At 61.2% G+C, this 24,299-nt stretch carries 20 protein-coding genes and 1 other RNA gene; 11 read left to right on the forward strand and 10 right to left on the reverse strand.

Annotated elements, in window-relative coordinates; genetic code table 11:
- Positions 1–215 precede the first annotated feature (215 nt).
- Positions 216–1,415: a multidrug efflux MFS transporter EmrD gene (gene emrD, locus AC3WR3_RS09240; RefSeq protein ID WP_202045974.1), complete on the forward strand. Its 1,200-nt coding sequence runs from the start codon at positions 216–218 to the stop codon at positions 1,413–1,415.
- Positions 1,416–1,527: 112 nt separating this feature from the next.
- On the opposite strand, the gene AC3WR3_RS09245 is transcribed toward emrD, so the two are convergent.
- The 8 genes from AC3WR3_RS09245 to zapA all read right to left on the reverse strand — a co-directional run bounded on the left by AC3WR3_RS09245 (position 1,528) and on the right by zapA (position 9,173).
- A complete protein-coding gene (locus tag AC3WR3_RS09245; RefSeq protein WP_492291710.1) occupies positions 1,528–2,673 on the reverse strand; it encodes a Gfo/Idh/MocA family protein in 1,146 nt (381 codons plus the stop codon).
- Positions 2,670–3,767 carry a sugar phosphate isomerase/epimerase family protein gene (locus AC3WR3_RS09250; protein WP_492291711.1) on the reverse strand — a complete coding sequence of 366 codons (1,098 nt, stop codon included), beginning with the start codon at positions 3,765–3,767 and terminating at the stop codon, positions 2,670–2,672. Before AC3WR3_RS09250 ends, AC3WR3_RS09245 begins: the two co-directional genes overlap by 4 nt.
- 81 nt (positions 3,768–3,848) lie before the next feature.
- Positions 3,849–4,802, reverse strand: a complete 954-nt coding sequence (locus AC3WR3_RS09255; protein ID WP_492291712.1) for a substrate-binding domain-containing protein — start codon at positions 4,800–4,802, stop codon at positions 3,849–3,851.
- 115 nt (positions 4,803–4,917) lie between these two features.
- Complete coding sequence (locus AC3WR3_RS09260; protein ID WP_492291713.1) at positions 4,918–5,910, reverse strand: ABC transporter permease; 993 nt, start codon at positions 5,908–5,910, stop codon at positions 4,918–4,920.
- Positions 5,891–7,378 (reverse strand): sugar ABC transporter ATP-binding protein, encoded by a 1,488-nt coding sequence (locus AC3WR3_RS09265; protein ID WP_492291714.1) that lies wholly within the window; start codon positions 7,376–7,378, stop codon positions 5,891–5,893. The genes AC3WR3_RS09260 and AC3WR3_RS09265 overlap by 20 nt, the downstream gene beginning before the upstream one ends.
- 48 nt (positions 7,379–7,426) lie before the next feature.
- Positions 7,427–8,443 carry a LacI family DNA-binding transcriptional regulator gene (locus AC3WR3_RS09270; RefSeq protein ID WP_492291715.1) on the reverse strand — a complete coding sequence of 339 codons (1,017 nt, stop codon included), beginning with the start codon at positions 8,441–8,443 and terminating at the stop codon, positions 7,427–7,429.
- A gap of 198 nt (positions 8,444–8,641) precedes the next feature.
- Positions 8,642–8,824: non-coding RNA, 6S RNA (gene ssrS, locus AC3WR3_RS09275), on the reverse strand.
- 16 nt (positions 8,825–8,840) lie between these two features.
- Positions 8,841–9,173, reverse strand: a complete 333-nt coding sequence (gene zapA, locus AC3WR3_RS09280) for a cell division protein ZapA (protein ID WP_139434231.1) — start codon at positions 9,171–9,173, stop codon at positions 8,841–8,843.
- 173 nt (positions 9,174–9,346) lie between these two features.
- Here zapA and AC3WR3_RS09285 point away from each other — a divergent pair, with 173 nt between their 5' ends.
- The 10 genes from AC3WR3_RS09285 (at position 9,347) to AC3WR3_RS09330 (ending at position 22,151) form a co-directional block, all read left to right on the forward strand.
- The gene (locus AC3WR3_RS09285; RefSeq protein ID WP_139434232.1) at positions 9,347–9,916 is read left to right on the forward strand and encodes a UPF0149 family protein; all 570 of its coding nucleotides are present in this window, start codon (positions 9,347–9,349) and stop codon (positions 9,914–9,916) included.
- 208 nt (positions 9,917–10,124) lie between these two features.
- Positions 10,125–11,348, forward strand: coding sequence for a 2-octaprenyl-6-methoxyphenyl hydroxylase (ubiH, locus tag AC3WR3_RS09290; RefSeq protein WP_492291716.1), 1,224 nt, complete (start codon positions 10,125–10,127; stop codon positions 11,346–11,348).
- A gap of 99 nt (positions 11,349–11,447) precedes the next feature.
- Positions 11,448–12,683: an FAD-dependent 2-octaprenylphenol hydroxylase gene (locus AC3WR3_RS09295; RefSeq protein WP_492291717.1), complete on the forward strand. Its 1,236-nt coding sequence runs from the start codon at positions 11,448–11,450 to the stop codon at positions 12,681–12,683.
- Positions 12,684–13,140: 457 nt separating this feature from the next.
- Positions 13,141–14,238: a glycine cleavage system aminomethyltransferase GcvT gene (gene gcvT / locus AC3WR3_RS09300; RefSeq protein ID WP_492291718.1), complete on the forward strand. Its 1,098-nt coding sequence runs from the start codon at positions 13,141–13,143 to the stop codon at positions 14,236–14,238.
- A 78-nt stretch (positions 14,239–14,316) separates the two neighbouring features.
- Positions 14,317–14,706, forward strand: a complete 390-nt coding sequence (gene gcvH, locus AC3WR3_RS09305) for a glycine cleavage system protein GcvH (protein WP_005329287.1) — start codon at positions 14,317–14,319, stop codon at positions 14,704–14,706.
- A gap of 219 nt (positions 14,707–14,925) precedes the next feature.
- A complete protein-coding gene (gcvP, locus tag AC3WR3_RS09310) occupies positions 14,926–17,802 on the forward strand; it encodes an aminomethyl-transferring glycine dehydrogenase (protein ID WP_492291719.1) in 2,877 nt (958 codons plus the stop codon).
- Positions 17,803–18,012: 210 nt separating this feature from the next.
- A complete protein-coding gene (locus AC3WR3_RS09315) occupies positions 18,013–19,296 on the forward strand; it encodes a hypothetical protein (RefSeq protein WP_492291720.1) in 1,284 nt (427 codons plus the stop codon).
- Between the two features lie 140 nt (positions 19,297–19,436).
- Entirely contained in the window at positions 19,437–19,850 is a 414-nt protein-coding gene (locus AC3WR3_RS09320; RefSeq protein WP_492291721.1) for a hypothetical protein, read from the forward strand.
- A 365-nt stretch (positions 19,851–20,215) separates the two neighbouring features.
- Positions 20,216–20,908, forward strand: coding sequence for a hypothetical protein (locus AC3WR3_RS09325; protein WP_492291722.1), 693 nt, complete (start codon positions 20,216–20,218; stop codon positions 20,906–20,908).
- Between the two features lie 304 nt (positions 20,909–21,212).
- Positions 21,213–22,151 carry an SEL1-like repeat protein gene (locus AC3WR3_RS09330; protein WP_492291723.1) on the forward strand — a complete coding sequence of 313 codons (939 nt, stop codon included), beginning with the start codon at positions 21,213–21,215 and terminating at the stop codon, positions 22,149–22,151.
- A 403-nt stretch (positions 22,152–22,554) separates the two neighbouring features.
- Here the strand turns inward: AC3WR3_RS09330 and panB are convergent, their stop codons facing one another.
- Both panB and AC3WR3_RS09340 read right to left on the reverse strand, forming a co-directional pair.
- A complete protein-coding gene (panB, locus tag AC3WR3_RS09335) occupies positions 22,555–23,421 on the reverse strand; it encodes a 3-methyl-2-oxobutanoate hydroxymethyltransferase (protein WP_492291724.1) in 867 nt (288 codons plus the stop codon).
- Positions 23,422–24,039 carry a LysE family translocator gene (locus tag AC3WR3_RS09340; RefSeq protein ID WP_492291725.1) on the reverse strand — a complete coding sequence of 206 codons (618 nt, stop codon included), beginning with the start codon at positions 24,037–24,039 and terminating at the stop codon, positions 23,422–23,424.
- Positions 24,040–24,299 lie beyond the last annotated feature (260 nt).

Consider the following 24,299-nt stretch of genomic DNA (forward strand, 5'->3'; position numbering starts at 1 on the left):
ACATTAGAAAAACTTGGGAAAGCAGATTATAAAGATTCGTTCGTTTTTTGTGACATGAATCACTAAGATCACCGCAAGCCAAAGAGCGTCCTGCTCCTGGCGGGTGCGGGTCCTCCGCCTTGCGTTTCACCTTTGATTGACCCTGTTTATTGGATCCCCTCTGCGGTTCTCTGCCAGAGGCGGGCAGCTTTTCGATGATTTTTCGGGACTGAGATATGTATCGGCACAGTTTTTATCCGCTGTTTTTCCTGACCATTCTGATGGTCGCCGTGGGCCAGATGACCCAGACCCTCTATGTGCCCTCCATTCCCATGATGGCGGGGGACTTTCATGTGGCCTCCGGCCAGTTGCAGGCGGTGATGGCCTGCTACCTGATCCCGTACGGCCTCTCCCAGTTCGTCTACGGTCCGCTGTCTGATCGCATCGGCCGTCGCCCCGTGCTGCTCATCGGCATGATGGTGTTTCTGGTGGGCACCCTGACCATTCAGCTGATCCCGCACTTTGCCGCCCTGCTGGCCGGCAGCTTCATCCAGGGGCTGGGCACGGGGGCCGGTGGCGCCATGAGCCGGACCGTGATGCGGGATCGCTACAGCGGCGCCGAGCTCAACCGCGCCAACAGCCTGGTGAGCATGGGGGTGATCTTCTCCCCCCTGCTGGCACCCGTGCTGGGGGGCTGGCTGACCGAGCTGTTCAACTGGCGCGCCGGCTACTGGTTCCTGTTCGGCTTCGGCGCCCTGACCACCCTGGCCCTGCTGGCCTGGTTTGGCGAGACCCTGCCGGCGAGCGCCCGTCAGCAACCGCTGCGGGTCGGCGCCGCCTACCGTCACGTGCTCGGCAACCCGCGCTTTCAGGGCAACCTGCTCTGCCTGATGGCGACCTTCGCGGGACTCGCGGTATTCGAAGCGGCTGCCGGGGTGCTGCTCGGCGATGTGCTCAAACTGAGCGCCCGCACGGTGAGCGTGCTGTTCGTGCTGCCGCTGCCCGGCTACCTGTTCGGCGCCTGGCTCTCGGCCCGTCTGAGCTTTCGCCTGAGCCAGGGCAAGCTGATGCGCCTTGGCATCGCCTTCCTGGGGCTGGGGGCCCTCATCATTCTGGTGCCCGGCCTGTTCGGGGTGGTGAGTGCGGCCTCTTTGGTCGGGGGCGCGGCTGTCTACTTCATCGGCAGCGGCATCCTCTACCCGACCGCCACCTCCTGCGCCATCGAGCCCTTCCCGGGTCAGGCGGGCACCGCCGGGGCCATCCTGGGGGGCATGCAGAACCTGGGGGCAGGTATCGTCACCTTGCTGGCCGCCAGCTTCCCGATGGAAGGGCAGGTGACCCTGGGGGCCATCATGGTGGTGATGGTGCTGATCGTGGCCCTGAGCTTCCTCTGGCTGCGCCACCATGGCTCCCCCCACGAGCAGATGGCCGTCTGAGGCAGCCCACTCAGGTGAAGAGCCCGCCCTCGTCGGCGGGCTTTTTGTTGTCCGGTGTCTGGGGAGGGCCGCCCGCCGGTTTGCGGCGGGCCCCGCCTTGCGCCATGGCGGGTCAGTAGAGCGGCAGCCAGCGTCCGTCGGCGGCGTGGCTGGCCAGACTGGTCTCGATGAAGCGCATGCCCGCCACCCCGTCCTCCACCGTGGTGAGCGCCAGGCTCTCGGGGGGCGGGGCCTCCCCCGCCGCCAGGGCGTGGATCTGCAAGGCCGCGTCCGTGTAGAGCTGGGCGAAGGCCTCCAGATAACCCTCGGGATGACCGGCGGGTACCCGGCTGGCATGGGTCGCCGCCGGGCTTGCCACCCGGCCCCGGGTCAGCCGCTGGCTGGCCCCGCCAATGGGGGTCAGCCAGAGTTCATTGGGTGCCTCCTGGCGGAAGATCAGGCCGGCCTTGTCGCCATAGAGGCGGATCTGCAGCCGGTTCTCCTCGCCGCTGGCGACCTGGCTGGCGTTGAGCGATCCGCGCATCCCCTGGGGGTAGCGCAGCCAGACCTGCAGATGATCGTCCACCCGCCGCCCCGGCACGAAGCTGTGCAGCAGGGCGGCGAGCTCATTTGGCAACTGCCCGGTGATGAAGGCCGCCAGCTGGTAGGCGTGGGTGCCGATGTCGCCGAGGCAACCGGCCCGTCCGGCGCGGGTCGGGTCGGCCCGCCAGTCCGCCTGCTTGTTCTGACCCGGGGGGATGGGGTTGGCGAGCCAGTCCTGCAGGTATTCGACCTGCACATAGCGCAGCTCCCCCAGCTCGCCGGCGGCGACCAGCTCGCGGGCGTGGCGCACCATGGGGTAGCCGGAGTAGGTGTGGGTCAGGGCAAACAGCCGCCGCCGCTGGCGGGCGAGCCGGGCGAGTTCTTCCCCCTCGGCCAGGGTCAGTGCCAGCGGCTTGTCGCAGATAACGTGGATGCCGGCTTCGAGAAAGGCGCGCGCCACCGGGGCGTGCAGGTGATTGGGGGTGGTGATGGCCACCACCTCTATGCCGTCGGATCTTGCCGCCTCGGCCTGGGCCATCCTGGCGTAATCCTGGTAGGCGCGGGCCGGATCCAGCCCGAGGGCGAGGGCACTTGAGCGGGCGTTGGCGGGGTCGGCGGAGAGGGCGGCGGCGAGCAGCTCATAGTGATCGTCCATGCGGGCCGCCAGTCGATGCACGGCGCCGATGAAGGCTCCCTGGCCGCCGCCGACCATGCCCAGACGCAGTCGTCTCTTCATTTTTTCTCTCCCATCTTGCCGCCCGGATGACCGCTTACGCTGTCGCCGAGGCCTAGCAGGCTTCTGACCGTCTCCCGCGCCAGGCCGCTGCCCGCGAAGTCATCGAAGGGGCGCTCGGCGACCCGGATCAGGTGGCGGCGGATGAAGTCGGCCCCTTCGGCGGCGCCATCCTCCGGGTGCTTGAGGGCGCACTCCCACTCCAGCACGGCCCAGCCGGGGTAGTCGTACTGGGCGAGCTTGCTGAAGATGGCGCCAAAGTCTATCTGGCCATCCCCCAGGGAGCGAAAGCGCCCCGCCCGCCCGAGCCAGGGGGCGTAACCCCCATAGACTCCCTGGCGCCCCGAGGGCCTGAATTCCGCATCCTTCACGTGGAAGGCGCGCACCCGCTCGTGATAGAGGTCGAGGAAGGCGAGGTAATCGAGCTGCTGCAACAGCATGTGGCTGGGGTCGTAGAGCACGTTGACCCGGGGGTGGTCGCCGGTCGCCTCGAGGAAGCGCTCCAGCGTGGCGCCATCGAACAGATCCTCCCCCGGGTGCAGCTCGTAGCAGACGTCCACCCCGGCCTCGTCAAAGGCATCGAGCAGGGGGAGCCAGCGGCGGGCGAGCTCGGCGAAGGTCTCCTCGATGAGCCCGGCGGGCCGCTGGGGCCAGGGGTAGAGATAGGGCCAGGCGAGGGCGCCTGAGAAGGTGACGTGGGCGCTGAGGCCAAGCCTTCGAGAGGCGAGGGCGGCCGCCCTGAGCTGCTCGCCGGCCCACTGGGTGCGGGCGGCAGGCTTGCCGCGCACCTCTGGGGGGGCGAAGCCGTCGAACAGGGCGTCATAGGCGGGATGGACGGCCAGCAGCTGGCCCTGCAGATGGGTGGAGAGCTCTGTGATGACCAGCCCCCGCTCGGCCAGCAGGCCGCTTGTCTCGTCGCAATAGTCCTGGCTGGTCGCTGCCAGGGTCAGATCGAACAGGCGCGGATCCGTCGGAAGCTGCAGGCCGCGAAAGCCGAGGCCGGCGGCCCAGTCCGCCAGGCCGGTGAGGGTATCGAATGGCGGCTTGTCCCCCATGAACTGGGCGAGGAAGATGGCCGGTCCCTTGATGGTCTTCATGGGCACTCCTGCATCAAAGCACGGTGAAAGGTTGCACGGATGACGGGCTGGCGATCGGCGGTGCCGATCGCCAGCCATTGCTTAGAACGGGGAGTCGGGGAAGTAGAACTCCTTGGCCGTCTGCGGGGTGATCAGCACAGAGGGGATGATGGTGTTGGCCGGCAGGCGTTCACCCTTGAGGCGGGCCTCTGCGGTGAGCATGATGGCGTCGTACATGAACTTGGGGGAGTAGGAGACGTTGGCCTGGATGCGGGGATCGCTGCCCTCCATCAGGGTCTTGATCGCCCCCTTGGCCCCGGCGCCACCGAACACCAGCTTGATGTCGGTACGCTTGGCCTGATCGATGGCCTTGAGTACCCCCACCGCCATGTCGTCATCGGCGGCCCAGACGGCGTCGATATGCTTGAAGCGGGTCAGGAAGTCCTGCATCACCTTGAAGGCGTCATCCCGGTTCCAGTTGCCATATTTGGCGTCGAGGATCTTGATCTCCCCGTGCTGCTTCATCACGCCGCTGAAGGCGTCGAAGCGCTCGTTGTCCAGGGTGGTGGGAATACCGCGCAGGGCGACGATATTCCCCTTGCCATTCAAGGTCTTGGCGATGAACTCGGCGGGCAGCTTGCCGAAGGCGGTGTTATCCCCGGCCACGTAGGCATCCTGGGCGCTGGTGTCCGTCAGCCCCCGATCGACCACGGTAACATAGACCCCCTTCTGCTTGACCTGGGCCACCGGCTTGGTCAGGGAGGCTGACTCGAACGGGAAGATGACCAGCGTGTCTATCTTGTTGACCGTCAACAGATCCTGCAGCTGGTTGGCCTGCTCCGGGGCATTGGCGGCGGTCTTGACGATCACCTTGAGATCGGGATGGGCCTTCTCCAGATCCTCCTTGGCCTTGTTGGCCCACCAGACGATGCCGGCGGTGAAGCTGTGGGTCGCGGTGGGGATGGAGACCCCCAGGGTCATCTTCTCGGCTGCCGAGGCGCTGCCGGCTGCGATCATCAGGGCGCAGGCGCCCAGGGCGTGTAGCATCTTGTTCATCTTGATAGCCTCTTGACTGTTGGGCTTGTGCCCGTTCCTTGTCTCTGGCGAGGGGAGGCCCCGCCACTGGTGTCACTGCCGTTTCTTCGCTTTCGTCTTCCTGTCCACAACAGCCTCAACGCCTGTGTTGCATGAAGGCAACCATGATGATCACTATGCCCTGCACGGCGGCATTGAGGTAAACACTGATGATGCTGGTCAGATTGAGGATATTGCTGATGACCGACAGCAGGATGGCGCCCACCAGGGTGCCGAAGATGCGCCCCTCTCCCCCCCTGAGGGAGGTGCCCCCCACCACCACGGCGGCGATGGCCTCCAGTTCCCACAAGAGCCCTGTGGTGGGGGTGGCTGAGCCCAGGCGCGGCACATAGAGCAGGGTGGCGATGCCGACGCAGAGCCCGAGCAGCGCATAGGTGAGCAGCTTGACCCGATCGACCCGGATGGCGGCGTAGCGAGCCACCTGCTCGTTGGAGCCGATGGCCTGCACATGGCGGCCGAAGGCGGTGCGGTTGAGCAGCAGCCCTCCCGCCAGTGCCACCAGCAGCAGGACCCAGACCGGGATGGGCACCCCCAGCAGGCTGCCGTAATAGACGGGGCTGTAGCTATCGCCGAGGGCATCGTCCAGGGTCAGGGCGCCGCCGTCGGCCAGATAGGTCAGCACGGCCCGAAAGATGCCGAGGGTGCCCAGGGTGACGATGAAGGGTTCAATCCTGCCCCGGGTGATCAGCAGGCCGTGACAGGCGCCAAACAGCAGGCCGAGCAGCAGGGCCAGCCCTATGCCGAGCACGACCACCAGCAGGGGGGCATCTGCCAGCACCCCGGCGCCGAGCCGGTTCATGATGAGGATCATGGCCCCGGCGATCAGGGCGGCCATGGCGCCCACCGAGAGATCGATGCCGCCGGACATGATAACGAAGGTCATGCCCACCGCTATGATGCCGATGAAGGCGGTGCGGGTCAGCACGTTGAGCAGGTTGTCCAGGGTGGCGAAGTCGGGGTTGAGCAGGGCGCCGAGCAGGCACAGCAGGATCAGCCCGAGCAGCGGGCCACTCCCCGATAGCAGGGAGAGCAACCGCTCTTTGCGGCTGTCAGTGGGTTCCGGTTGCATAGGCGATCAACTCCTCTTCGGTCAGATGGTGGGCGGGCAGCACCGCCTGGAGGCGACCGGCCCGCAGCACGGCGACTCTGTGGCACAGGCCGATCAGCTCGACCAGCTCGCTCGAGATGACGATGACGGCGCGCCCCTCGGCGGCCAGTCGCTGGATCAGGAAATAGATGTCGCGCTTGGCGCCCACATCCACCCCCCGGGTGGGCTCGTCGAGGACGATGACCCTGGGGTCCGGGTGCAGGAACTTGGCGAGGGCCAGCTTTTGCTGATTGCCCCCCGACATCATGCGGGCCCGGGCCGAGTGGGCGCCGGCCTTGATGCCGAAATCATTGATGGCCCGGGTGAGGGCCGCCTGCTCGGCCCCCTTGTCCAGCCAGGGGTGGGCGTAGCGCGCCAGCGTCATCAGGGTGAGGTTCTCGGCCAGCCCGAGGTCGATGTGCAGCCCCTTGCCCTTGCGATCCTCCGGCAGATAGGTGAGCCCCTGGCGCATGGCGGCGAGCGGACTGTCGATGCGCACGGCCTTACCTGCCAACTGGATGCGACCCCCCTTGCGCTCGCGCAAGCCGAGGATGGCCTCGAAGGCCTCGGTGCGACCGGCCCCCACCAGCCCGGCGAAGCCATAGATCTCGCCGCTGCGCACCTCGAAATCGAGGTCGACCACCCAGCCGGGGACGCAGAGTCCGCTCACCGCGAGGGCTATCTCTGCGCTCTCCGGCGGTGGCAGCCTGGGGGGGAACATGTCCGACATCTCGCGTCCCACCATGAGGTTGGCCATCTGCTGGCGGGTGAAGGCCGCCGTCTCCCCCCGGCTGACGAAGCGACCATCGCGCATGACCACCACCTCGTCGGTGATCTGCTTGACCTCGTCCAGCTTGTGGGAGATGTAGATGATGGTGGTGCCCTGGGCCCTGAGCCTGGCGATGAGGGCGAACAGCCGCGCCGTCTCCCCCGGGGTCAGGGTGGCGGTCGGCTCATCCATGATCAGCAGGCGGGCCTGCCGTGACAGCGCCTTGGCGATCTCCACCAGCTGCTTCTCCGCCACGATAAGCTGCCGTACCTTGGTGGAAGGGGCGCGTTGCAGCCCGACCTGCTCCAGATAGTGCTGCGCCCGGGTCGCCATGGTGCGCTCGTCCAGCAGGCCGCCCCTGGTCAGCTCATGGCCGAGGAAGAGGTTCTGGGTCAGGGTCAGGTGCTCGGCCAGGTTGAGTTCTTGATGAATGAGCACGATCCCCGCCTGCTCCGCCTCGCGGGAGGAGTGCCAGCTGCGCGCCTCGCCATCGATTCGGATCACCCCGGCGCTGATGGGCTCGTACCCGGCGAGGATCTTCATCAGGGTGGACTTGCCCGCGCCATTCTCCCCCAGCAGGCCGTAGACCCTCCCCGGCGCCAGGCTGAAGTCAACCCCGTGCAGCACCCGGATGGGGCCGAAGTCCTTGCAGACGCCGCTAAATTCGACACCAAGACTCATCGTCTTCTCCTTTGTCTATCTCGCGCACTCTGCCGACGGGGGCTTGCATCAGGCGCTGGCTCTGCTGACGAGCCGATGGGGGAGCAGGCGCCCGATCAACGGGGTATCGGGGGCGTTCAGGCGCTGCAGCAGCAGTTGGGCGGCCTCGGCGCCGAGCTCCTCCATGGGTTGCGCCATGGTGGTGAGCGGTGGATTGAGCTGGGCGGCCATGGGTATGTCATCGAAGCCCATGATGGCGATGTCGTCCGGGATGCGCAGCCCCGCCTCCTGCAAGCGGTGCATCAGGCCGATGGCCAGCGCATCGGCGACGGCGAAGATGGCGGTGGGGCGCTGCGGACAGTCGAGCAACTGCTGCGCCGCCTCGGCCCCGGCCAGGAAGCCGAGGCTGGTGACCCGGATATTCCACTCATCCACGAGAGTTAGACCGGCTTCTGCCAGGGCCTGGCGGACCCCGGCCTCTCGCTGGCGGGCGTAGAGGTAGGCGGGATCCGCGCCTATGAGGGCGATCTGGCGATGGCCCCGGCTCAGCAGATAGCGGATCGCCGCCGCCGCCGCCCCCTGGTTATCTATGCCCACGTAGGGAACCGGCATGGCGGGGTCAAACTCGCAGCAGGCGACCCAGGGCAGCGCGTTGATCTCCTGGCTCAGTCCCTGCTGGATGGAGTCGGGATCCAGACAGATGGCGCCGTCGGCTCTGTGGGTGCGCAGCAGCTCGAAGGCCGAGCGCTCCCGGCCCGGATCCGCGCCTGTGTCGCACAGCAGCACGAAGTAGCCGTGCTGGCGGGCCACCCTGTCGATGCCGCGCACTATCTCGATATAGAAGGGGTTGCCGAGGTCGGGCACCATGATGAGCAGCAGCCAGCTTCTGGCGGTGCGCAGGCTGTTGGCCAGCTGATTGACGCGATAGCCGAGCTCCTCGACGGCGCGGTTGACCTTGGCCTGGGTCTTGTCGGTGACCCCCTCCTGATGGTTCAGCACCCTGGAGACGGTGGCGACCGACACCCCGGCCCGCGCCGCGACGGCGGCCATGGAGACGGGATTGACAGGGGCGGGGGCGCGGCTCATTCCAGGTTCCTGTGATTGAAATGTAATCGATTACATTTTTAGGTGACGTCGGGACAGTTCGCAAGGCTGAAATAACAAAAAAACAACAAATGGCTATTGCATTGATATGGTAGGTATTTTTAATGGCGGTTTTGCTGTGGTGGGGGCAGGGAGTGCGAATAAAAAAAGCCCGTCATATCAATGACGGGCTCTTGCACTAGGTACCCCGGAGATGCCGTTGCCGGTTTGGGCCCTTGAACCGTGAGTTCAAGGCGGAGTTCTAAACTGGCCGCAGGCTTCTCGGTCGGGCCGAGCATGCGCAATAGTCAGAAGATAGAACTCCTGTTGGGTATGATTATCGGCTCGGGGACTTGAACCGGCTGACGCACACCCCAGGGAATTTTAAAACGGGTCGCGGTTAGGGCTTAAGGCCCTCATCGCTGGAATCACCATATTGTCCGTGCTCGATCAAGGCCGCTTCTATGGTGCGCTGCAGCATCTTGATCCGCTTGTCCATGGTCTCAGAGTATTGGTGGTTCTTCTCTTTTTCAAGGCAGAGCTCATGACAGAAATTGAGCGCCGCCATGATGGCAAGCTGTTCATTGCTGGAGACCTTGGAGCGTTGACGCAGCTCGATAAGCTTGTCACTCAGCTGGTCGGCGGCCTGGCGCAGGGCATCCTGTTGTCCCAAGGGACAGGATACCTTGTAGGGACGTCCCAAAATGACGATTTCTACGGCCTCTATGCTCATGCCTTCCTCAATACGGCGGGGCTGATTCCCGCCTTTATCCACGTGGACAACTGGGCGGGACTATATAGGGCAGATGCAGAAGTTTCAAGGCCTTGCTGGCTCTGGGAGGGGGAGAATGCTAGGATCTCGGCCATAATTTTTGCATATTTGCCTGAACTTTGAGCGGATCTTCGATGAGCAAAACGAACCCCCTGAAATACGCGGCCGTGGCCGACCTGATGGAGCAGCACGAGCTGATGGCGACGGCTGTCGAGGCCCATGGCGTGATCTGCGGCCTGGTGTGCGGTGGCGTGGTACTGGATGACAAGAGCTGGCTGCCCCCTTTCAACGATCTGATCAACGATGGTTTCGGCCTGCCGGCGCCGGTGCGCCAGGTGATGACAGATCTCTATCAGGGGGTCATCGAGAGCCTGATGGCGCAAAAAGGGGTCGAGCTGCTGCTGCCAAGCGACGAGGCGCCGCTGGACGAGCGCATCGATGCCCTGGTGGACTGGTCCCAGGCCTTCCTGGCCGGTTTCGGCGTGGTGCAGCAGGAGCTCTCCAAGGCTTCCGAGGAGCTGCAGGAGATGATCCAGGACATCGCCAGCATCACCCAGGTCTCTGCGGAGTTCGATCAGGAGGATGACGAGAACGAAGCCTCCTTCCTGGTGCTCTACGAACACGTGCGCCTCGGGGTCATGATGGCGTTCGAGGAGTTTGGCAAGCGCCCGGATACCCCGAGTACCCCGCCGACCCTGCACTGAATCCCGCAAGAGTCCCCACTCGGACATAGAAAAGAGCGCCTGATGGCGCTCTTTTTACCTGACGGCTCCGGGCGGGGCAGGGGAGTGCCAGGCGCTCTCTTGCGGGCCAACTGACGGTGCCAAATCGGTTTTTTGCCCGTGGCCTCGCATCCCGCCCCCCGCCTTTGTGATAGCATTGGCCCACGTTTTTAGCCTATGCCCTCTTCTCATGTCTCATTCTGATCCGGTTCACGTCGACGTGGCTATCGTCGGCGGTGGTATGAGCGGCGCCGTGCTGGCCCTCTCCCTCGCCGCCCTGAAGGGGCCGAGCGGTACCCCCCTGCAGATCCTGCTGCTGGAGGCGAGCGCCCCCGAACTCAATGCCCATCCCGGCTTCGATGCTCGCGCCATCGCGCTGTCCGCCGGCACCTGCGATGCGCTGGCCCGTCACGGGCTCTGGTCCCGTTTTGTCCCTCACTGCGCCCCCATCACCCATATCCATGTCTCGGATCGGGGCCACTGCGGCCAGACTCGGCTCACGGCGGCGCAGTTTGGTCTGCCCGCCCTCGGCCAGGTGATCGAACTCTCCGCCGCCGGCATAGCGCTGCAGCAGGGGATGGACGCCACCGCGAACATCAGGCTGTGCTGTCCGGCCCAGCTTTCCACCATAGCGCCGCAGGAGGAGGGGGTGACCCTGACCCTCGCCAGCGGCGAGCGCTACCAGACCCGGCTGCTGGTGGCGGCCGATGGGGGCAACTCCTTCGTGCGCCAGCACTTCAAGCTGCCGGTCAGTCGCCATGACTATGAGCAGAGCGCCATCATCGCCACGGTCAAGACCGCCGAGGATCCCGCCGGTCGGGCCTTCGAGCGCTTCACCGAAGGGGGGCCGCTGGCGCTGCTGCCCATGCAGGAGGGGCTCTCCTCCCTGGTGTGGAGCGTCCCGCGGGACGAGGCGCAGGCCCTGATGGCGCTGGATGATGCCGCCTTCCTGGCCCGCCTGCAGCAGGCCTTTGGCTGGCGGCTCGGGCGCTTCGTGCGCACAGGGGCGCGCCACCTCTACCCTCTGGTACTGACGGTGGCCGACTATCCCCTGGCCCAGCGCACCGTGCTGGTGGGCAATGCCGCCCACCTGCTGCACCCCATCGCCGGCCAGGGCTTCAACCTCGGCATGCGCGACCTGGACCTGCTCACCCAGGCGGTGGCCCGGGCGCTTGCGGCCGGGGAGGACATCGGCAGTTTCGAGGTGCTGAGCGCTTACTGGCAGCGGCGCAAGTGGGATCAGGAGCAGACCATCTGGCTCACCTCCTCCCTGGCCCAGCTCTTCTCCAACGGCCATGCCCCCCTGGTGGCTGGCCGCAATCTGGCACTCTCCCTGATGGAGCGACTGCCCTGGCTGCAGGCGCCGCTCGCCTCCCGTACCCTGGGGTTTGTCGCCGATCTGTGCCGGAAATGAGGTGTGCCCAGAAGAGGCCGCAGCAGACAACTTGATGCGGGGATGCCAGCGGGCGTCCCCCTGCTGATCCTGGCGATCAGCCACGAAAGGATAGAGATGATGCAGATGCAAAATGTGGATGTGGTGATTGTGGGGGGCGGCATGGTGGGCCTTGGGCTCGCCGCCGCCCTCAAGAGCAGCGCGCTCAAGGTCGCCATCGTCGAGGGGCAGTTGCCCGACACCCAACTCGGGGAGGCACCGGACAACAGGGTCAGCGCCCTGAGCCTCGCCAGTCAGCGCATCCTGCAGGGGGTCGGCGCCTGGGACGGCATAGTGGCGCGCCGCCTGCAAGCCTACGACAGCATGGCGGTGTGGGAGCAGGACAGCTTCGGCCATATCGGCTTTGATGCCGCCAGCCTGCGCCAACCGGCACTCGGCCACATCGTCGAGAACCGGGTCATCCAGCTGGCGCTGCTCGATGCCATTGCGGGAGCGAGCAACATCAGCCTGCTCACCCCGGCCCGGGCCCAGAGCCTGCAAGTGAGCGAGGCGGGGGCCCTGTTGCTGCTGGAAGATGGCCGCGCCCTCTCGGCGCGCGTGGTGGTGGCCGCCGACGGTGCCCACTCCTGGGTGCGCCGCCAGGCGGACATCCCGCTCACCAGCTGGGACTACGGTCACCACGCCCTGGTGGCGACGGTGCGAAGTGCCGAGCCCCACGAGGCGGTGGCCCGCCAGATCTTCACCCCCGAAGGCCCGCTCGCCTTCCTGCCCCTGTGGGAGCCTAACCTCTGCTCCATCGTCTGGTCTGTGCCCGCCGCGCGGGCCGAGGCGCTGTGCGCCATGGATGACGAAGGGTTCAGTCGCCAGCTCACCGCCGCCTTCGATGGGCGGCTTGGGCTCTGCAAGGTGGAGGGGGCCCGCAGCGCCATCCCGCTCACCGCCCGCTACGCCCGGGACTTTGCCCGCGAGCGGCTGGTGCTGGTGGGGGATGCGGCCCACACCATACACCCGCTAGCGGGGCAGGGGGTGAACCTCGGCCTGCTGGATGCGGCGGCCCTGGCCGAACAGCTCCTCAAGAGCCAGAGCGCGGGGGCGGATATCGGCCTGCTGGCCAACCTGCGCGGCTATGAGCGCTGGCGCAAGAGCGAGGCCGCCCGCATGCTGGCGGCAATGGAAGGGCTCAAGCGGCTATTTGGTGGCAGCCACCCCCTCAAGAAGCTGGTGCGCGGGGTGGGATTGCGGGCCGTCGATGGCCTGGCGCCGCTCAAGCACAGCGTGATCCGGGCCGCCATGGGGTTAGAGGGTGAGCTGCCTGCCCTGGCCAAGGGGAACAATTTGCCGACCCGGCCGAAGTAAGAGGGTGAACCGGGTAGCAATGGGGCTGGACGGTGAGCTGCCGGCCCTGGCCAAGGGTGAAAAAATCTAATCTTACTCCCGGGTTTTGACAATAAAACTAATCTGACAAGGCTGAATGCCCCTCCGGGGTGTCAGCCTTTAATGTTGGCGGGAAGCGAAACGTTTTTCTGTAAATTGTGACGTAACGGTAAAAATCAACATTAAATCTCGCGCATGCCGGGTTTGTACTGTTTTTATCACTGTTTTTGTCTTAGTGTCTGGTGTCAGTTTGTCGGTGCGGTATTAGTTTTTTTTGAGCGGCACCCAGGCGCTCTTGTCATATAATCCGCACCGTTCAAGGAATCACTCCTGCCCCACGGGTGGGAACGAGCACAGACCTTGTGGTCCGCCCTCCCGCTGTGCTGGGGAGCCGGAGCGGATTGCGAGCGTTGTCGCGAACGCTTAAGGAAACACAGCGATGATCCAGACTACTGTACTGCATCCCAAACACCTGGAAGCTGGCGCCAAGATGGTGGACTTCCACGGTTGGGAAATGCCCATCAACTACGGCTCCCAGCTGGAAGAGCACCACGCGGTGCGCAGCGATGCGGGCATGTTCGATGTCTCCCACATGACCATAGTCGACCTGACCGGCGAGCGGGTCAAAGCCTTCCTGCAACACCTGCTGGCCAACGACGTGGCCAAGCTCACCGTCCCCGGCAAGGCCCTCTACAGCGGCATGCTCAACCCGGAAGGCGGCGTCATCGATGACCTCATCACCTATTATCTGACCGATACCTTCTACCGCCTGGTGGTGAACTCCGCCACCCGTGAGAAGGATCTGGCCTGGATCCGCCACCACGCCATCGACTTTGCCGTGAGCGTGACCGAGCGCCCCGAGCTTGCCATGATCGCGGTGCAGGGCCCCCACGCCAAGGCCAAGGCGGCCAAGGTGTTTACCCCTGAGCAGAATGCGGCGGTCGAGGGCATGAAACCCTTCTTCGGCGTGCAGGCCGGGGATCTCTTCATCGCCACCACCGGCTACACAGGTGAAGACGGTTACGAGATAGTGGTGCCCCAGGAGAAGGCGTGCGATCTGTGGCAGGCCCTGCTGGACAACGGCGTGGCCCCTTGCGGCCTGGGTGCCCGTGACACCCTGCGCCTCGAAGCGGGCATGAACCTCTACGGCCAGGACATGGACGAGAGCATCAGTCCGCTCGCCGCCAACATGGCCTGGACCCTGGCTTTTGAACCTGGTGACCGCCAGTTCATCGGCCGCGCCTCCCTAGAGGCCCAGAAGGCCGCCGGCACTAGCCCTAAGCTGGTGGGTCTGGTGATGGAAGAGAAAGGGGTGCTGCGTGCCGGCATGCCGGTCACCTTCACCAGCGCGAGCGGTGAGCAGCGCGAAGGGGTGATCACCTCGGGCTCCTTCTCCCCCACCCTGGGTTACAGCATCGCCCTGGCGCGGGTGCCTCGCGACATCGGCGCTGAAGCCCAGGTGGAGATCCGCAAGAAGCTGGTCACCGTGAAGGTCACCAAGCCGGCCTTCGTGCGCAACGGCCAGCCCCTGGTGTAATGATTGATTGCGGCGAAGGGGTGTCCCTTCGCCGACCCATTTTTGTTGAAGCGATCCAAGAGCATAAAGGAAGCACAAATGAGCCATATCCCGAGCGAACTGAAATATGCCACCTCCCACGAGTGGGTTCGTGTTGAAGCCAACGGCGAAGCCGTGGTCGGTATCACCGAGCACGCCCAGGATCTGCTGGGAGACATGGTGTTCGTCGATCTGCCGGAAGTGGGCAAGCAGGTGAGTGCCGGCGAAGATTGCGCCGTGGCCGAGTCTGTCAAGGCCGCCTCCGACATCTACAGCCCGGTGAGCGGCGAGATCCTGGCCATCAACGAAGAGCTGGAAGGCAGCCCCGAGCTGGTCAACTCCGACCCCTACGGCGCCGGCTGGCTGTTCCGCATCAAGCTGGACGACGCGGGCGAGCTCGCCAACCTGCTGGATGCCGAAGGCTACCAGAACGTGGTGGACGAAGAGTAATGCCCCCGGGCCCTGCCAACACAGCAGGGCCCTCTTGTATGACTGCCATCCTGCGACCATGGAGGTTGCAGGAAGGGCGCAGCCTTTGCGCCTTCGGGATGCCCTTGCCGCATTCCCCGTCTGCCTGCGGCGGACACAGAACATGAGTGGAGCCGGTTTCCGCCGGCTATCAGGAACATCAGGTCTTGGTTATCAGGACTTAATACCAGGAATAGGGAAATGACCCAGTCACTGTTTGAACTCGAGCAAAAAACCGATTTTATCCGCCGTCACATCGGCCCGGGTGAGGAAGAAGTGCGGGCCCTGCTCGCCACCGTGGGGGCCGAGAGCCTGGACGATCTGATTGAGCAGACTGTCCCTGCAGCCATCCGTCGCCCGGGCCCGCTCGGCATCGGCGCCCCCATGACCGAAGTGGAGGCCCTGGCCAAGCTCAAGGGCTATGCCGCCAAGAACCAGATCGCCAAGAGCTACATCGGCATGGGCTATCACGACACCCACGTGCCCCACGTCATCTTGCGCAACGTCCTGGAAAACCCGGGCTGGTACACCGCCTACACCCCCTATCAGCCGGAGCTGGCCCAGGGCCGTCTCGAGGCGCTGCTGAATTTCCAGCAGCTCACCCTGGACTTGACCGGCATGGATCTGGCGAGCGCCTCCCTGCTCGATGAAGCCACCGCCGCCGCCGAAGCCATGGCGCTGGCCAAGCGCATGGCCAAGTCCAAGTCCAACCTCTTCTTCGTGGCCGACGACGTACACCCCCAGGTGATCGACGTGGTCAAGGAGCGCGCGGTGCACTTCGGTTTCGACGTGGCGGTGGGCCCCGCCTCTGACGCGGTGAGCGAAGAGGTGTTCGGTGCCATGTTCCAGTACCCGGGCACCACAGGCCAGGTGACCGATCTGCGTTCCCTGATCGCCGCCGTCCAGGCCCAGAAGGGGCTGGCCTGCGTCGGGACCGACATGCTCTCCCTGCTGCTGCTCACATCCCCGGGTGAACTGGGGGCCGACGTGGTGTTCGGCTCTGCCCAGCGCTTCGGTGTGCCCATGGGTTACGGTGGCCCCCACGCGGCCTTCTTCGCCACCCGCGATGCCTACAAGCGCTCCATGCCGGGCCGCATCATAGGCGTCTCCAAGGATGCCCGTGGCAAGAATGCCCTGCGCATGGCGATGCAGACCCGCGAGCAGCATATCCGCCGCGAGAAGGCGAACTCCAACATCTGTACCGCCCAGGTGCTGCTGGCCAACATGGCGAGCTTCTATGCCGTCTACCACGGCCCGGTGGGGCTCAAGACCATCGCCTCCCGCGTTCATCGCCTGACCAGCATCCTGGCGCTCGGCCTCAAGGCCAAGGGCCTGGCCCTCAAGCACGACAGCTGGTTCGACACCCTCACCGTGCTGACCGCAGGCAAATCTGAGCTGATCGCCCGTGCCGAAGGGCTGGGCATCAACCTGCGCGCGGATCTGGACGGCGCGGTCGGTGTGTCCCTCTCCGAGACCACCACCCGTGGCGACGTGGCCGAGCTGTTTGATCTGTTCCTCGGCCAAGGTCACGGCCTGGATATCGAGGCCCTCGACAAGGCGGCTCAGGGCCATCAGGCCATCCCGCAGGATCTGCTGCGTACCGACGCCGTGCTGACCCACGAGGTGTTCAACAAGTACCACTCCGAGACCGAGATGCTGCGCTACATCCACCGTCTCGAAGCCAAGGATCTGGCCCTGAACTACGCCATGATCTCCCTGGGCTCCTGCACCATGAAACTCAACGCCACCGCCGAGATGATCCCGGTGACCTGGCCCGAGTTCGGCAAGCTGCACCCCTTCGCGCCGCTCAAGCAGACCCAGGGCTATCAGCTGCTGCTGGCAGACCTCGAAGACTGGCTGGTGAAGGTGACAGGTTACGACGCCGTCTGCATGCAGCCGAACTCCGGCGCTCAGGGCGAGTACGCGGGCCTGCTTGCCATCAAGAAGTACCACGAGTCCCGCGGCGAGGGGCATCGCGATGTCTGCCTGATCCCGGCCTCCGCCCACGGCACCAACCCGGCTTCCGCCCAGATGGCGGGCCTCAAGGTCATCGTCACCGCCTGTGACAAGGCCGGCAACGTGGATCTGGACGATCTGCGCGCCAAGGCTGCCGAGGTGGGGGACCAGCTCTCCTGCCTGATGGTGACCTACCCCTCCACCCACGGGGTGTACGAGGAGACCATCAAGGAGGTGTGCGACATCGTTCACCAGTATGGCGGTCAGGTCTACCTGGACGGCGCCAATATGAACGCCCAGGTCGGGCTGACGGCGCCAGGCTTTATCGGCGCTGACGTGTCGCACCTCAACCTGCACAAGACCTTCGCTATTCCCCACGGCGGTGGCGGCCCGGGCATGGGCCCCATCGGCGTGAAGCAGCACCTGGCCCCCTTCGTGGCCGGTCATGCCGTGGTCAAGACCGAACTGGCGAGCCGTGACAACGGCGCCGTGTCTGCCGCCCCGTTCGGCTCGGCCAGCATTCTGCCCATCAGCTGGATGTACATCGCCATGCTGGGTGACGAGGGGCTCAAGAAATCCACCCAGGTCGCCATCCTCAACGCCAACTACCTGGCCAAGAAGCTCGGCGACTCCTTCCCCGTGCTCTACACCGGGCGCAACGGCCGGGTGGCCCACGAGTGCATCCTGGACATCCGCCCGCTCAAGGAGGCCTCCGGCATCAGCGAGATGGACGTGGCCAAGCGCCTGATGGACTACGGCTTCCACGCGCCGACCATGAGCTTCCCGGTGGCGGGTACCCTGATGGTCGAGCCGACCGAATCCGAATCCAAGCGCGAGCTGGATCGCTTCGTGGAGGCCATGACCGCCATCCGTGCCGAGATAGCCCGGGTGCAGGACGGCCACTGGAGCCTGACCGACAACCCCCTGGTCCATGCGCCGCACACCCAGGATGATGTCATGGACGAGCAGTGGAGTCGCGGTTACACCCGCGCCGAGGCGGTCTTCCCGTCCGAGGCCGTGCGCGCCAGCAAGCTGTGGCCCTCGGTGAACCGCATCGACGACGTCTACGGCGATCGCAACCTGTTCTGCTCCTGCGTCCCGACCGAGGATTACGCCAAGTAATAGCGGCGCCCGGAAGGGCTTACAACCCATAAGCACAAGGCCACCCCCAGGGGTGGCCTTGTCGTTTGTAGAGGTGGTTGTGAAGAGTGCGCTGGCACAAATAATCAAAGCTTTGCAGAAGTTGCCGGCGAAAATCGTACTAGCCAAAGTCGATTTCATTTTGCTTGATTATAGGGGTGAGCATTAACGTCAAAAAATGAGGTGGTGGGAATGATTTGTCTGAGTAAGCTCGCTGTTTACGAACGATCTAATATAGCCCGAGATCCGACAACTCCCTCGGCGGTGTTGGTTGCATTGACGAGTGATGAAGAGTCGTTGGTTCGCTACTACCTGGCTCTCAATCCCGCGACTCCTATCGAGGTGATGATTGAGCTGGCGGGTGACGATGATGACGACGTTAGCCGGATTGCATCTAGCAGCCCAGCTCTCCCACCCGATACGTTTATGGCACTGGCAGAACACACAAATGTAGTGACTCGCGTCACTGTGGCCAGAAACCGATCAGCTCCGCCCGAGGCGTTAGCAATGTTGGCGTGTGATAGGGATAAGCATGTTCGCCGTGGTGTCAGCTGCAATCCAATTACACCGATATCTGTATTGGATATGCTAGCCAATGACGCAGAGGAGGATGTTCGAGCGGGCGTGGCCTGCAATCCTACAACACCACCTGATTTGCTTGATCGGGTTCTGAGCTTGATGAACCATGATGAAGTGAAGATCTTGATGGCTGTGGCAAGCAATCCTTCCATGTCGCCAGACACTGTCGGCAGATTGGCGTCTGACGATAGACCAGTAATCCGTACGGCGGCAGCGGTCAACCCCATACTGCCTGTTAATCAAATGGTCGAACTGGCTTGTGATGAGGATAAACATGTTCGCCTAGCTCTCCTCAATAACCCCGCCTTACCAACTCAGGTTCTGCTCAAACTGGCAAGTGATGAGGATGAATGTGTCCGACAAGCCTTAACTGAGCACCCGTCTTTGTCTGCGGAGGTGCTACTCCAACTTGCCTTAGATGATGGAAGGGGCTCCTTTGGTTCCCTGTGGCTGCCCAATGTGCTACTTAAACTGGCTTGTGATGAGGATAATGATGTTAAAAAGGCCCTTATCATTAATCCTCTCTTAACCGCTATGGTTCGGAACAAACTGAATAGAGTCGAGATGCCCTATATTGGAGATAAGGATATTCGAATGGCTTTAATCAACCACCCTGCTATACCCCCTCAATTGTTGCTATTGTTAGCATTGACAGATAAAAACTCTGAGGTGAGAGAGGCTGCACGGCTTTCTGCCCAAGCAAAACCAAATATCTTCTGGCAACAAGAAATCTGGATAATAGCGACGGGGAATGTGATGAATGAAGCTCTATTTTCTGCTAAGGAGTCTGTGACTAAAGCCATATTTAATACACTGCACATAGCAAGAAAAGTGCTTTTTAGCGTAAATCATCTATTGAGCTGCAATCCTCAACAGGATTCTAATTTCTTATGTTAATATTATTTGACTGCGTTAAACATTTAAGTGTAAACATTTATTGGTAAATGATTGTATGCATTGATAATAGGAGTTTTAATAGCGGCATTTATATGTCATCGAATCTATGTTTTTTAAATTTCATACTGGAAGGATCTAAGATGTTGGAACCTGATGTACTTCACTCTATTTTAAAGGGAGCGGCAGAAAGAGGTGAACTGGTCACTTTAAGTACCGTAGTTCAGAGTGTATTTGTGGGGCTGGTAAATGACCTTCCTCCTTACGTTGAAATAAAAATTAAAATAAATAATGAGACCAAGCTTACACAGTTCCGCCAAGAGCTTAGTGCCGAGCTATGTGCGCTATACCATATCGACATTGCTGCCCATAGGCTGCCACTCAGTGCTTTGTTCGTTTGCGAAAAATCCCATCAGCCTGGACCACCGCTCAGAAAACTTATGGAGTCAACTTATGGATTAGAGTTTGCTACTGATTCTGAGTGGTGCACCTATTGGTGTGGCATCGTTGACGCAATCTACAAACATTACCAACAGAATTTAGCGATTATCTTGTGACGACAGTCACGTAAGTTGTTCTTATTACTTTAATGTTTTCCTGCGATCATTCAAAGTTAATTTTAAGAATACAGTTCGATGTGTTTAGGTCCGAGCATAAGACATTTTGTGTCAGGGATGAGGAATTTGATGTGACATATAGCATGCGTAGTTATCATCAGCAGGCACAGCCTAAGATGATAGTGGAATGTTTCCCACGTATGCGGATAAAGTGAATTCTTTGTATGTCGTTGTTGATATCATAAATTTCAGCAATAAAAATACTTATTTCTTTTGTCGTAAAAGAATGATAGGCCCTCAATATTTAGGGCCGTAAAAATCCCATGCATATATTTAACATCCTTTTGTTTATAATGAGAGTTATGATGGAACATCACATTTTTATATCAAAACAAGCAACTGCACAGTTGATTCTCAATGGGTTCGAGGCATTTGTTGTTCAGCACAATGGTCACCGACGTAGTGGTATAGAGATTCATGCTTCGGTCTATGGAACAGTAAAGCAAGGGAAAAGTAAAACCAAATATAAAGTTGAATTTATTTCCGTGGATACCACGGCAGATATGCAAGCTGGTTCAGTGGCATTCAAGGGTGAGACACAATATCTGAAAGAGCACTTGGCTAAGCAGATCGGTTTTGAAAGAATAGGTGGAGTTCACACTCATCCATATCTTGCTCATGAAGGGGATATGAATTTTATAAGAAAGGAAGGATGTGATTTTTCTCCTGGTGACTTAAGTTACATTATCGACAAATTGGATAGCCAGAAAAATTTACGCGTAGTGGAATTCTTGTTAACAATAAAGCAGAATCAGAGAGAAAACACAAAACGAGATGGAGCTCTTGACGATCAAAAGAATGTGTTTGAATTTTCAGTAGGGAATTGCAAATGCTTCATCAGAGCGCAAGTGTTCTCTCTTAATGAGAATAATAAGCTAAATTATGAAGAAACGATTCTGGAGGATGAATTTTTCAAAACCTTTGAATATCTTCTTGCAGATTTTGGCCGTATAAAACCTAAAGATGGTCGGAAGCATATATTGGAATATAATTGTTAATAATTTTTTCTGCTGCTTAAGTGTGGTTTTGTAAAGGTGTTTTGAGGCATTATGACTTTATGGAAGGTGCTAACAAGCACCTTCCATAATAGAGTGGATATTTTTGGTAATTTCAATTTAATCGTTTACAGAAGCACTATTCTGAGCTTGGTGACTGACTTGCACTTTCTCTAGAAGGAGTAAGTCTTACCAAACGTGATAAAACAACCAAACGTGATAAAACAAACAGTATTGCAGTAATTTAAAAATTGTCATGTTGATGCCCTAGCGGGCTGTACTTATTTTCTGCTGCTCTGGAGGTCCCATGTCTTTTATTGATCGTATTATTGCCGCAGCTGAGCAAGGTGATGCCAAAGTGCAATGCAGCCTAGCGAGGCGGTACAGGACCGGTTTGGGTGTGTCGCGGGACCCCCAGAAGGAAGCTACATGGTATCGCAAGGCTGCTGAGCAGGGGGATGCTGGAGCGCAATGCTCCCTAGGGGATATGTATAACGATGGTCGAGGCTTGCCGCAAAATTTTAGACAGGCAGCCATCTGGTATCGCAAGGCGGCTAAACAGGGTGATTCTTGGGCGCAATTTAAACTAGGCGATATGTATCTCCATGGTAAGGGTGTGCAGCAGGACGACCAGAAGGCTGCATCTTGGTTACGCAAGGCGGCTATGCAGAATGATTTCGACGCACAATTTAAGCTAGGCGATATGTATCGCTATGGTCGGGGTGTGCTGCAAGATGACTATCAGGCGGTATCCTTGTTTCGTAAGGCGGCTGAACAAGGGCATGCTGCTGCCCAATACAATTTGGGAGAGATGTATCGCCTTGACCTTGGCGTGAGCCGAGATGCACGACCAAACTATTCTGAACATAGTCAGCAGAAGTTGTATTGGTGTCGCCTAGCTGCTGAGCAGGGGCATGCTGATGCTCAATTTGATCTTGGGTCGTATGAAGCCTTTGATACAGAAGCTGGTGTGTTTGACTCTAGGCGGGGAGAGCCTTGGTATCGCCTTGCGGCTGAACAGGGACATGCCGCAGCGCAACAGGTTTTGGGTGATATGTATTTTGAAGGCAGGGGAGTGCAGCAGGACGACCAGCAGGCTTATGCTTGGTCCTACTCTGCGGCGGTCAATGGCCGCAGCCATGCACTGGAAATGTGCGATAGAGTGGCCAAGCGCTTGACCTCGGCTGACCTTGCCCAAGCGCAAGCCCTCGCCGCTCAATACGTCAAGCAATATCAACCCCAATAAGGCGGGTGGGAATGGTTACACCAAGACTCAGTTATGGGCAGAGCAGAGAGGCCACTTTGACAAGAACAGTGCCGGGCTCATTAGTGAGTGCGATGATGGAAACGATGAATCAGCATAGGCAGGATAGGGACGATCCGGCGTTGTGATGTAGGCGAAATACAGGTGTCTGCTTGAATATTACACATCAATTAATGTTTGGTTTCCAACTTAATTGTCACACTGGGTATCGCTAAGATATTGAAATATTTGATTCGCGAGTTTCCAACTTAAATGGACATGATCACATGAAGGGGACATTCGAGCCCAGACAACAAAAGACCACCCCCAGGGGTGGTCTTTTTTTATCTTCAATCCGTGGTTCTCACCCCTTTCCCGGGCGTGCTTGTGACGCTCGTCCCTGGCCTCAGAAGCTGTGCTCTGGGCCGGGGAAGGTGCCCGCCTCGACATCGGCGGCGTAGTCGCGCGCCGCCTGATGCAGCAGGGTGCGCATGTCGGCGTATTGCTTGACGAAGCGTGGCAGGTGCCCGGTTCGCAAGCCGGCCATGTCTTGCCAGACCAGCACCTGGGCATCGCAGTGGACTCCGGCGCCTATGCCTACTGTGGGGATGGCGACCGCCGCCGTGATCCTCTCGGCCAGCTCGGCTGGCACCATCTCGATGAGCAGGGCGAAGGCGCCAGCGGCTTCGAAGGCGAGGGCGGTGTCGACAAGCTGCTGGCCATCCTCGCCGCGTCCCTGCACGCGGTAGCCACCGAGTTGATGCTCCGCCTGTGGAGTGAAGCCGATGTGGGCCATCACCGGGATACCCGTGCTCACCAGTTTTTCCACCTGGGGCAGCATCTGCTTGCCACCCTCGAGCTTCACGGCGTGGGCGCCGGCTTCCTTCATGAAGCGAACCGCAGTATGAAAACACTGCTCGGCCGAGCCCTGATAGGAGCCAAAGGGGAGATCCGCTATCACCAGCGGACGGCGGGTGGTGCGGGTCACGGCCCGAACCAGCGGGATCAGCTCGTCCACCGTGACCGGGAGCGAGGTCTCGTTGCCATAGACGTTGTTGGAGGCGGAGTCTCCCACCAGCAGCACCGGGATCCCCGCCTCCTCAAAAATGGCGGCGGTATACATGTCGTACGCGGTCAGCATGGCCCACTTCTGTCCCAGCGCCTTCATCTGCTGGAGGTGAGGGATCCTGATACGGGAGACGGCCCGGGTGTCTTGACCGTATGGGGAGGCGTGTTCACTCATGTTGGGGTTCTCGCGGGGTTGGAATGACATTCAGGGGAAGACCTGATCGACGAACAGGAGCATGGCAATGGCGATCATGGCCGCGCCGGAGAGCTGGCTCACTCTGCGCGCCGCCAGGGGGCGGGTGCTGAGTATGGCCTGGGCGCCGTACCCCACCAGCAGGTAGACGATGGCGCAGCTGGCGACATGGACCAGTCCGAGCGCGACTATCTGTCCCGGCACCGGCCAGGGGGCGGCGGGATCGGTGAACTGGGGCAGCAGTGCCAGGAACAGCAGGAAGACCTTGGGATTGAGGCCACTCACGCAGATGCCCTTGAGGGTCCAGTGGTGCCAGCCTCCCGGGCTCTGATCCTTGTCCGCCGCCGGCATGGCGGGGTGCAGCAACAGGTTGATGCCGAGCCAGAGCAGGTAGGCCGCCCCCAGGAGGGTGAGCAGGCTGAGTGCCAGCGGGTTGCTGGCCACCAGGGCTCCCACCCCGGCGGCCACGATCAGGATGGCCGTCAGGTGGCCGAGCAGCAGCCCGGTCACGGCGGGGATCACCACTCGCCCCCGCATGCTTGCCGAGATCGCATAGGCCCAGTCCACCCCTGGGGTGATGACGAACAGGATGGAGACCGCCCAGAAGGCGCCAAAGAGAGCGAGTGTCATGATGAGGAGACCTCCTGCAAGGGGGGCGTCGCCATGCGTGCAAGCGGCCAACTTCTGATGGCCATGGCCGGGTCAGTGGATGGGCGGATTCGCCCGTGGTGTTTGGCCTGCCGGCGCAGGGCAGGGGACTCCCTCATGGCCAGCGCAACGAAGCCACCGTCAAGGAGTTCGCGATTCATCTTTTCTCTCCTGTGTGGGTATGAAACTGAGGTTGAAACTGCCAATCCTCATCCAAGATTGAAAATAATATCCCCCGATGA

It is taken from the genome of Aeromonas sp. EU05-FHT14A05 (assembly GCF_058791175.1).

Coding starts and splice junctions, on each gene's coding strand:
- emrD (WP_202045974.1), top strand. CDS start 216: ATGTATCGGCACAGTTTTTATCCGCTGTTTTTCCTGACCATTCTGATG.
- AC3WR3_RS09245 (WP_492291710.1), bottom strand. CDS start 2,673: ATGAAGAGACGACTGCGTCTGGGCATGGTCGGCGGCGGCCAGGGAGCC.
- AC3WR3_RS09250 (WP_492291711.1), bottom strand. CDS start 3,767: ATGAAGACCATCAAGGGACCGGCCATCTTCCTCGCCCAGTTCATGGGG.
- AC3WR3_RS09255 (WP_492291712.1), bottom strand. CDS start 4,802: ATGAACAAGATGCTACACGCCCTGGGCGCCTGCGCCCTGATGATCGCA.
- AC3WR3_RS09260 (WP_492291713.1), bottom strand. CDS start 5,910: ATGCAACCGGAACCCACTGACAGCCGCAAAGAGCGGTTGCTCTCCCTG.
- AC3WR3_RS09265 (WP_492291714.1), bottom strand. CDS start 7,378: ATGAGTCTTGGTGTCGAATTTAGCGGCGTCTGCAAGGACTTCGGCCCC.
- AC3WR3_RS09270 (WP_492291715.1), bottom strand. CDS start 8,443: ATGAGCCGCGCCCCCGCCCCTGTCAATCCCGTCTCCATGGCCGCCGTC.
- zapA (WP_139434231.1), bottom strand. CDS start 9,173: ATGAGCATAGAGGCCGTAGAAATCGTCATTTTGGGACGTCCCTACAAG.
- AC3WR3_RS09285 (WP_139434232.1), top strand. CDS start 9,347: ATGAGCAAAACGAACCCCCTGAAATACGCGGCCGTGGCCGACCTGATG.
- ubiH (WP_492291716.1), top strand. CDS start 10,125: ATGTCTCATTCTGATCCGGTTCACGTCGACGTGGCTATCGTCGGCGGT.
- AC3WR3_RS09295 (WP_492291717.1), top strand. CDS start 11,448: ATGCAGATGCAAAATGTGGATGTGGTGATTGTGGGGGGCGGCATGGTG.
- gcvT (WP_492291718.1), top strand. CDS start 13,141: ATGATCCAGACTACTGTACTGCATCCCAAACACCTGGAAGCTGGCGCC.
- gcvH (WP_005329287.1), top strand. CDS start 14,317: ATGAGCCATATCCCGAGCGAACTGAAATATGCCACCTCCCACGAGTGG.
- gcvP (WP_492291719.1), top strand. CDS start 14,926: ATGACCCAGTCACTGTTTGAACTCGAGCAAAAAACCGATTTTATCCGC.
- AC3WR3_RS09315 (WP_492291720.1), top strand. CDS start 18,013: ATGATTTGTCTGAGTAAGCTCGCTGTTTACGAACGATCTAATATAGCC.
- AC3WR3_RS09320 (WP_492291721.1), top strand. CDS start 19,437: ATGTTGGAACCTGATGTACTTCACTCTATTTTAAAGGGAGCGGCAGAA.
- AC3WR3_RS09325 (WP_492291722.1), top strand. CDS start 20,216: ATGGAACATCACATTTTTATATCAAAACAAGCAACTGCACAGTTGATT.
- AC3WR3_RS09330 (WP_492291723.1), top strand. CDS start 21,213: ATGTCTTTTATTGATCGTATTATTGCCGCAGCTGAGCAAGGTGATGCC.
- panB (WP_492291724.1), bottom strand. CDS start 23,421: ATGTCATTCCAACCCCGCGAGAACCCCAACATGAGTGAACACGCCTCC.
- AC3WR3_RS09340 (WP_492291725.1), bottom strand. CDS start 24,039: ATGACACTCGCTCTCTTTGGCGCCTTCTGGGCGGTCTCCATCCTGTTC.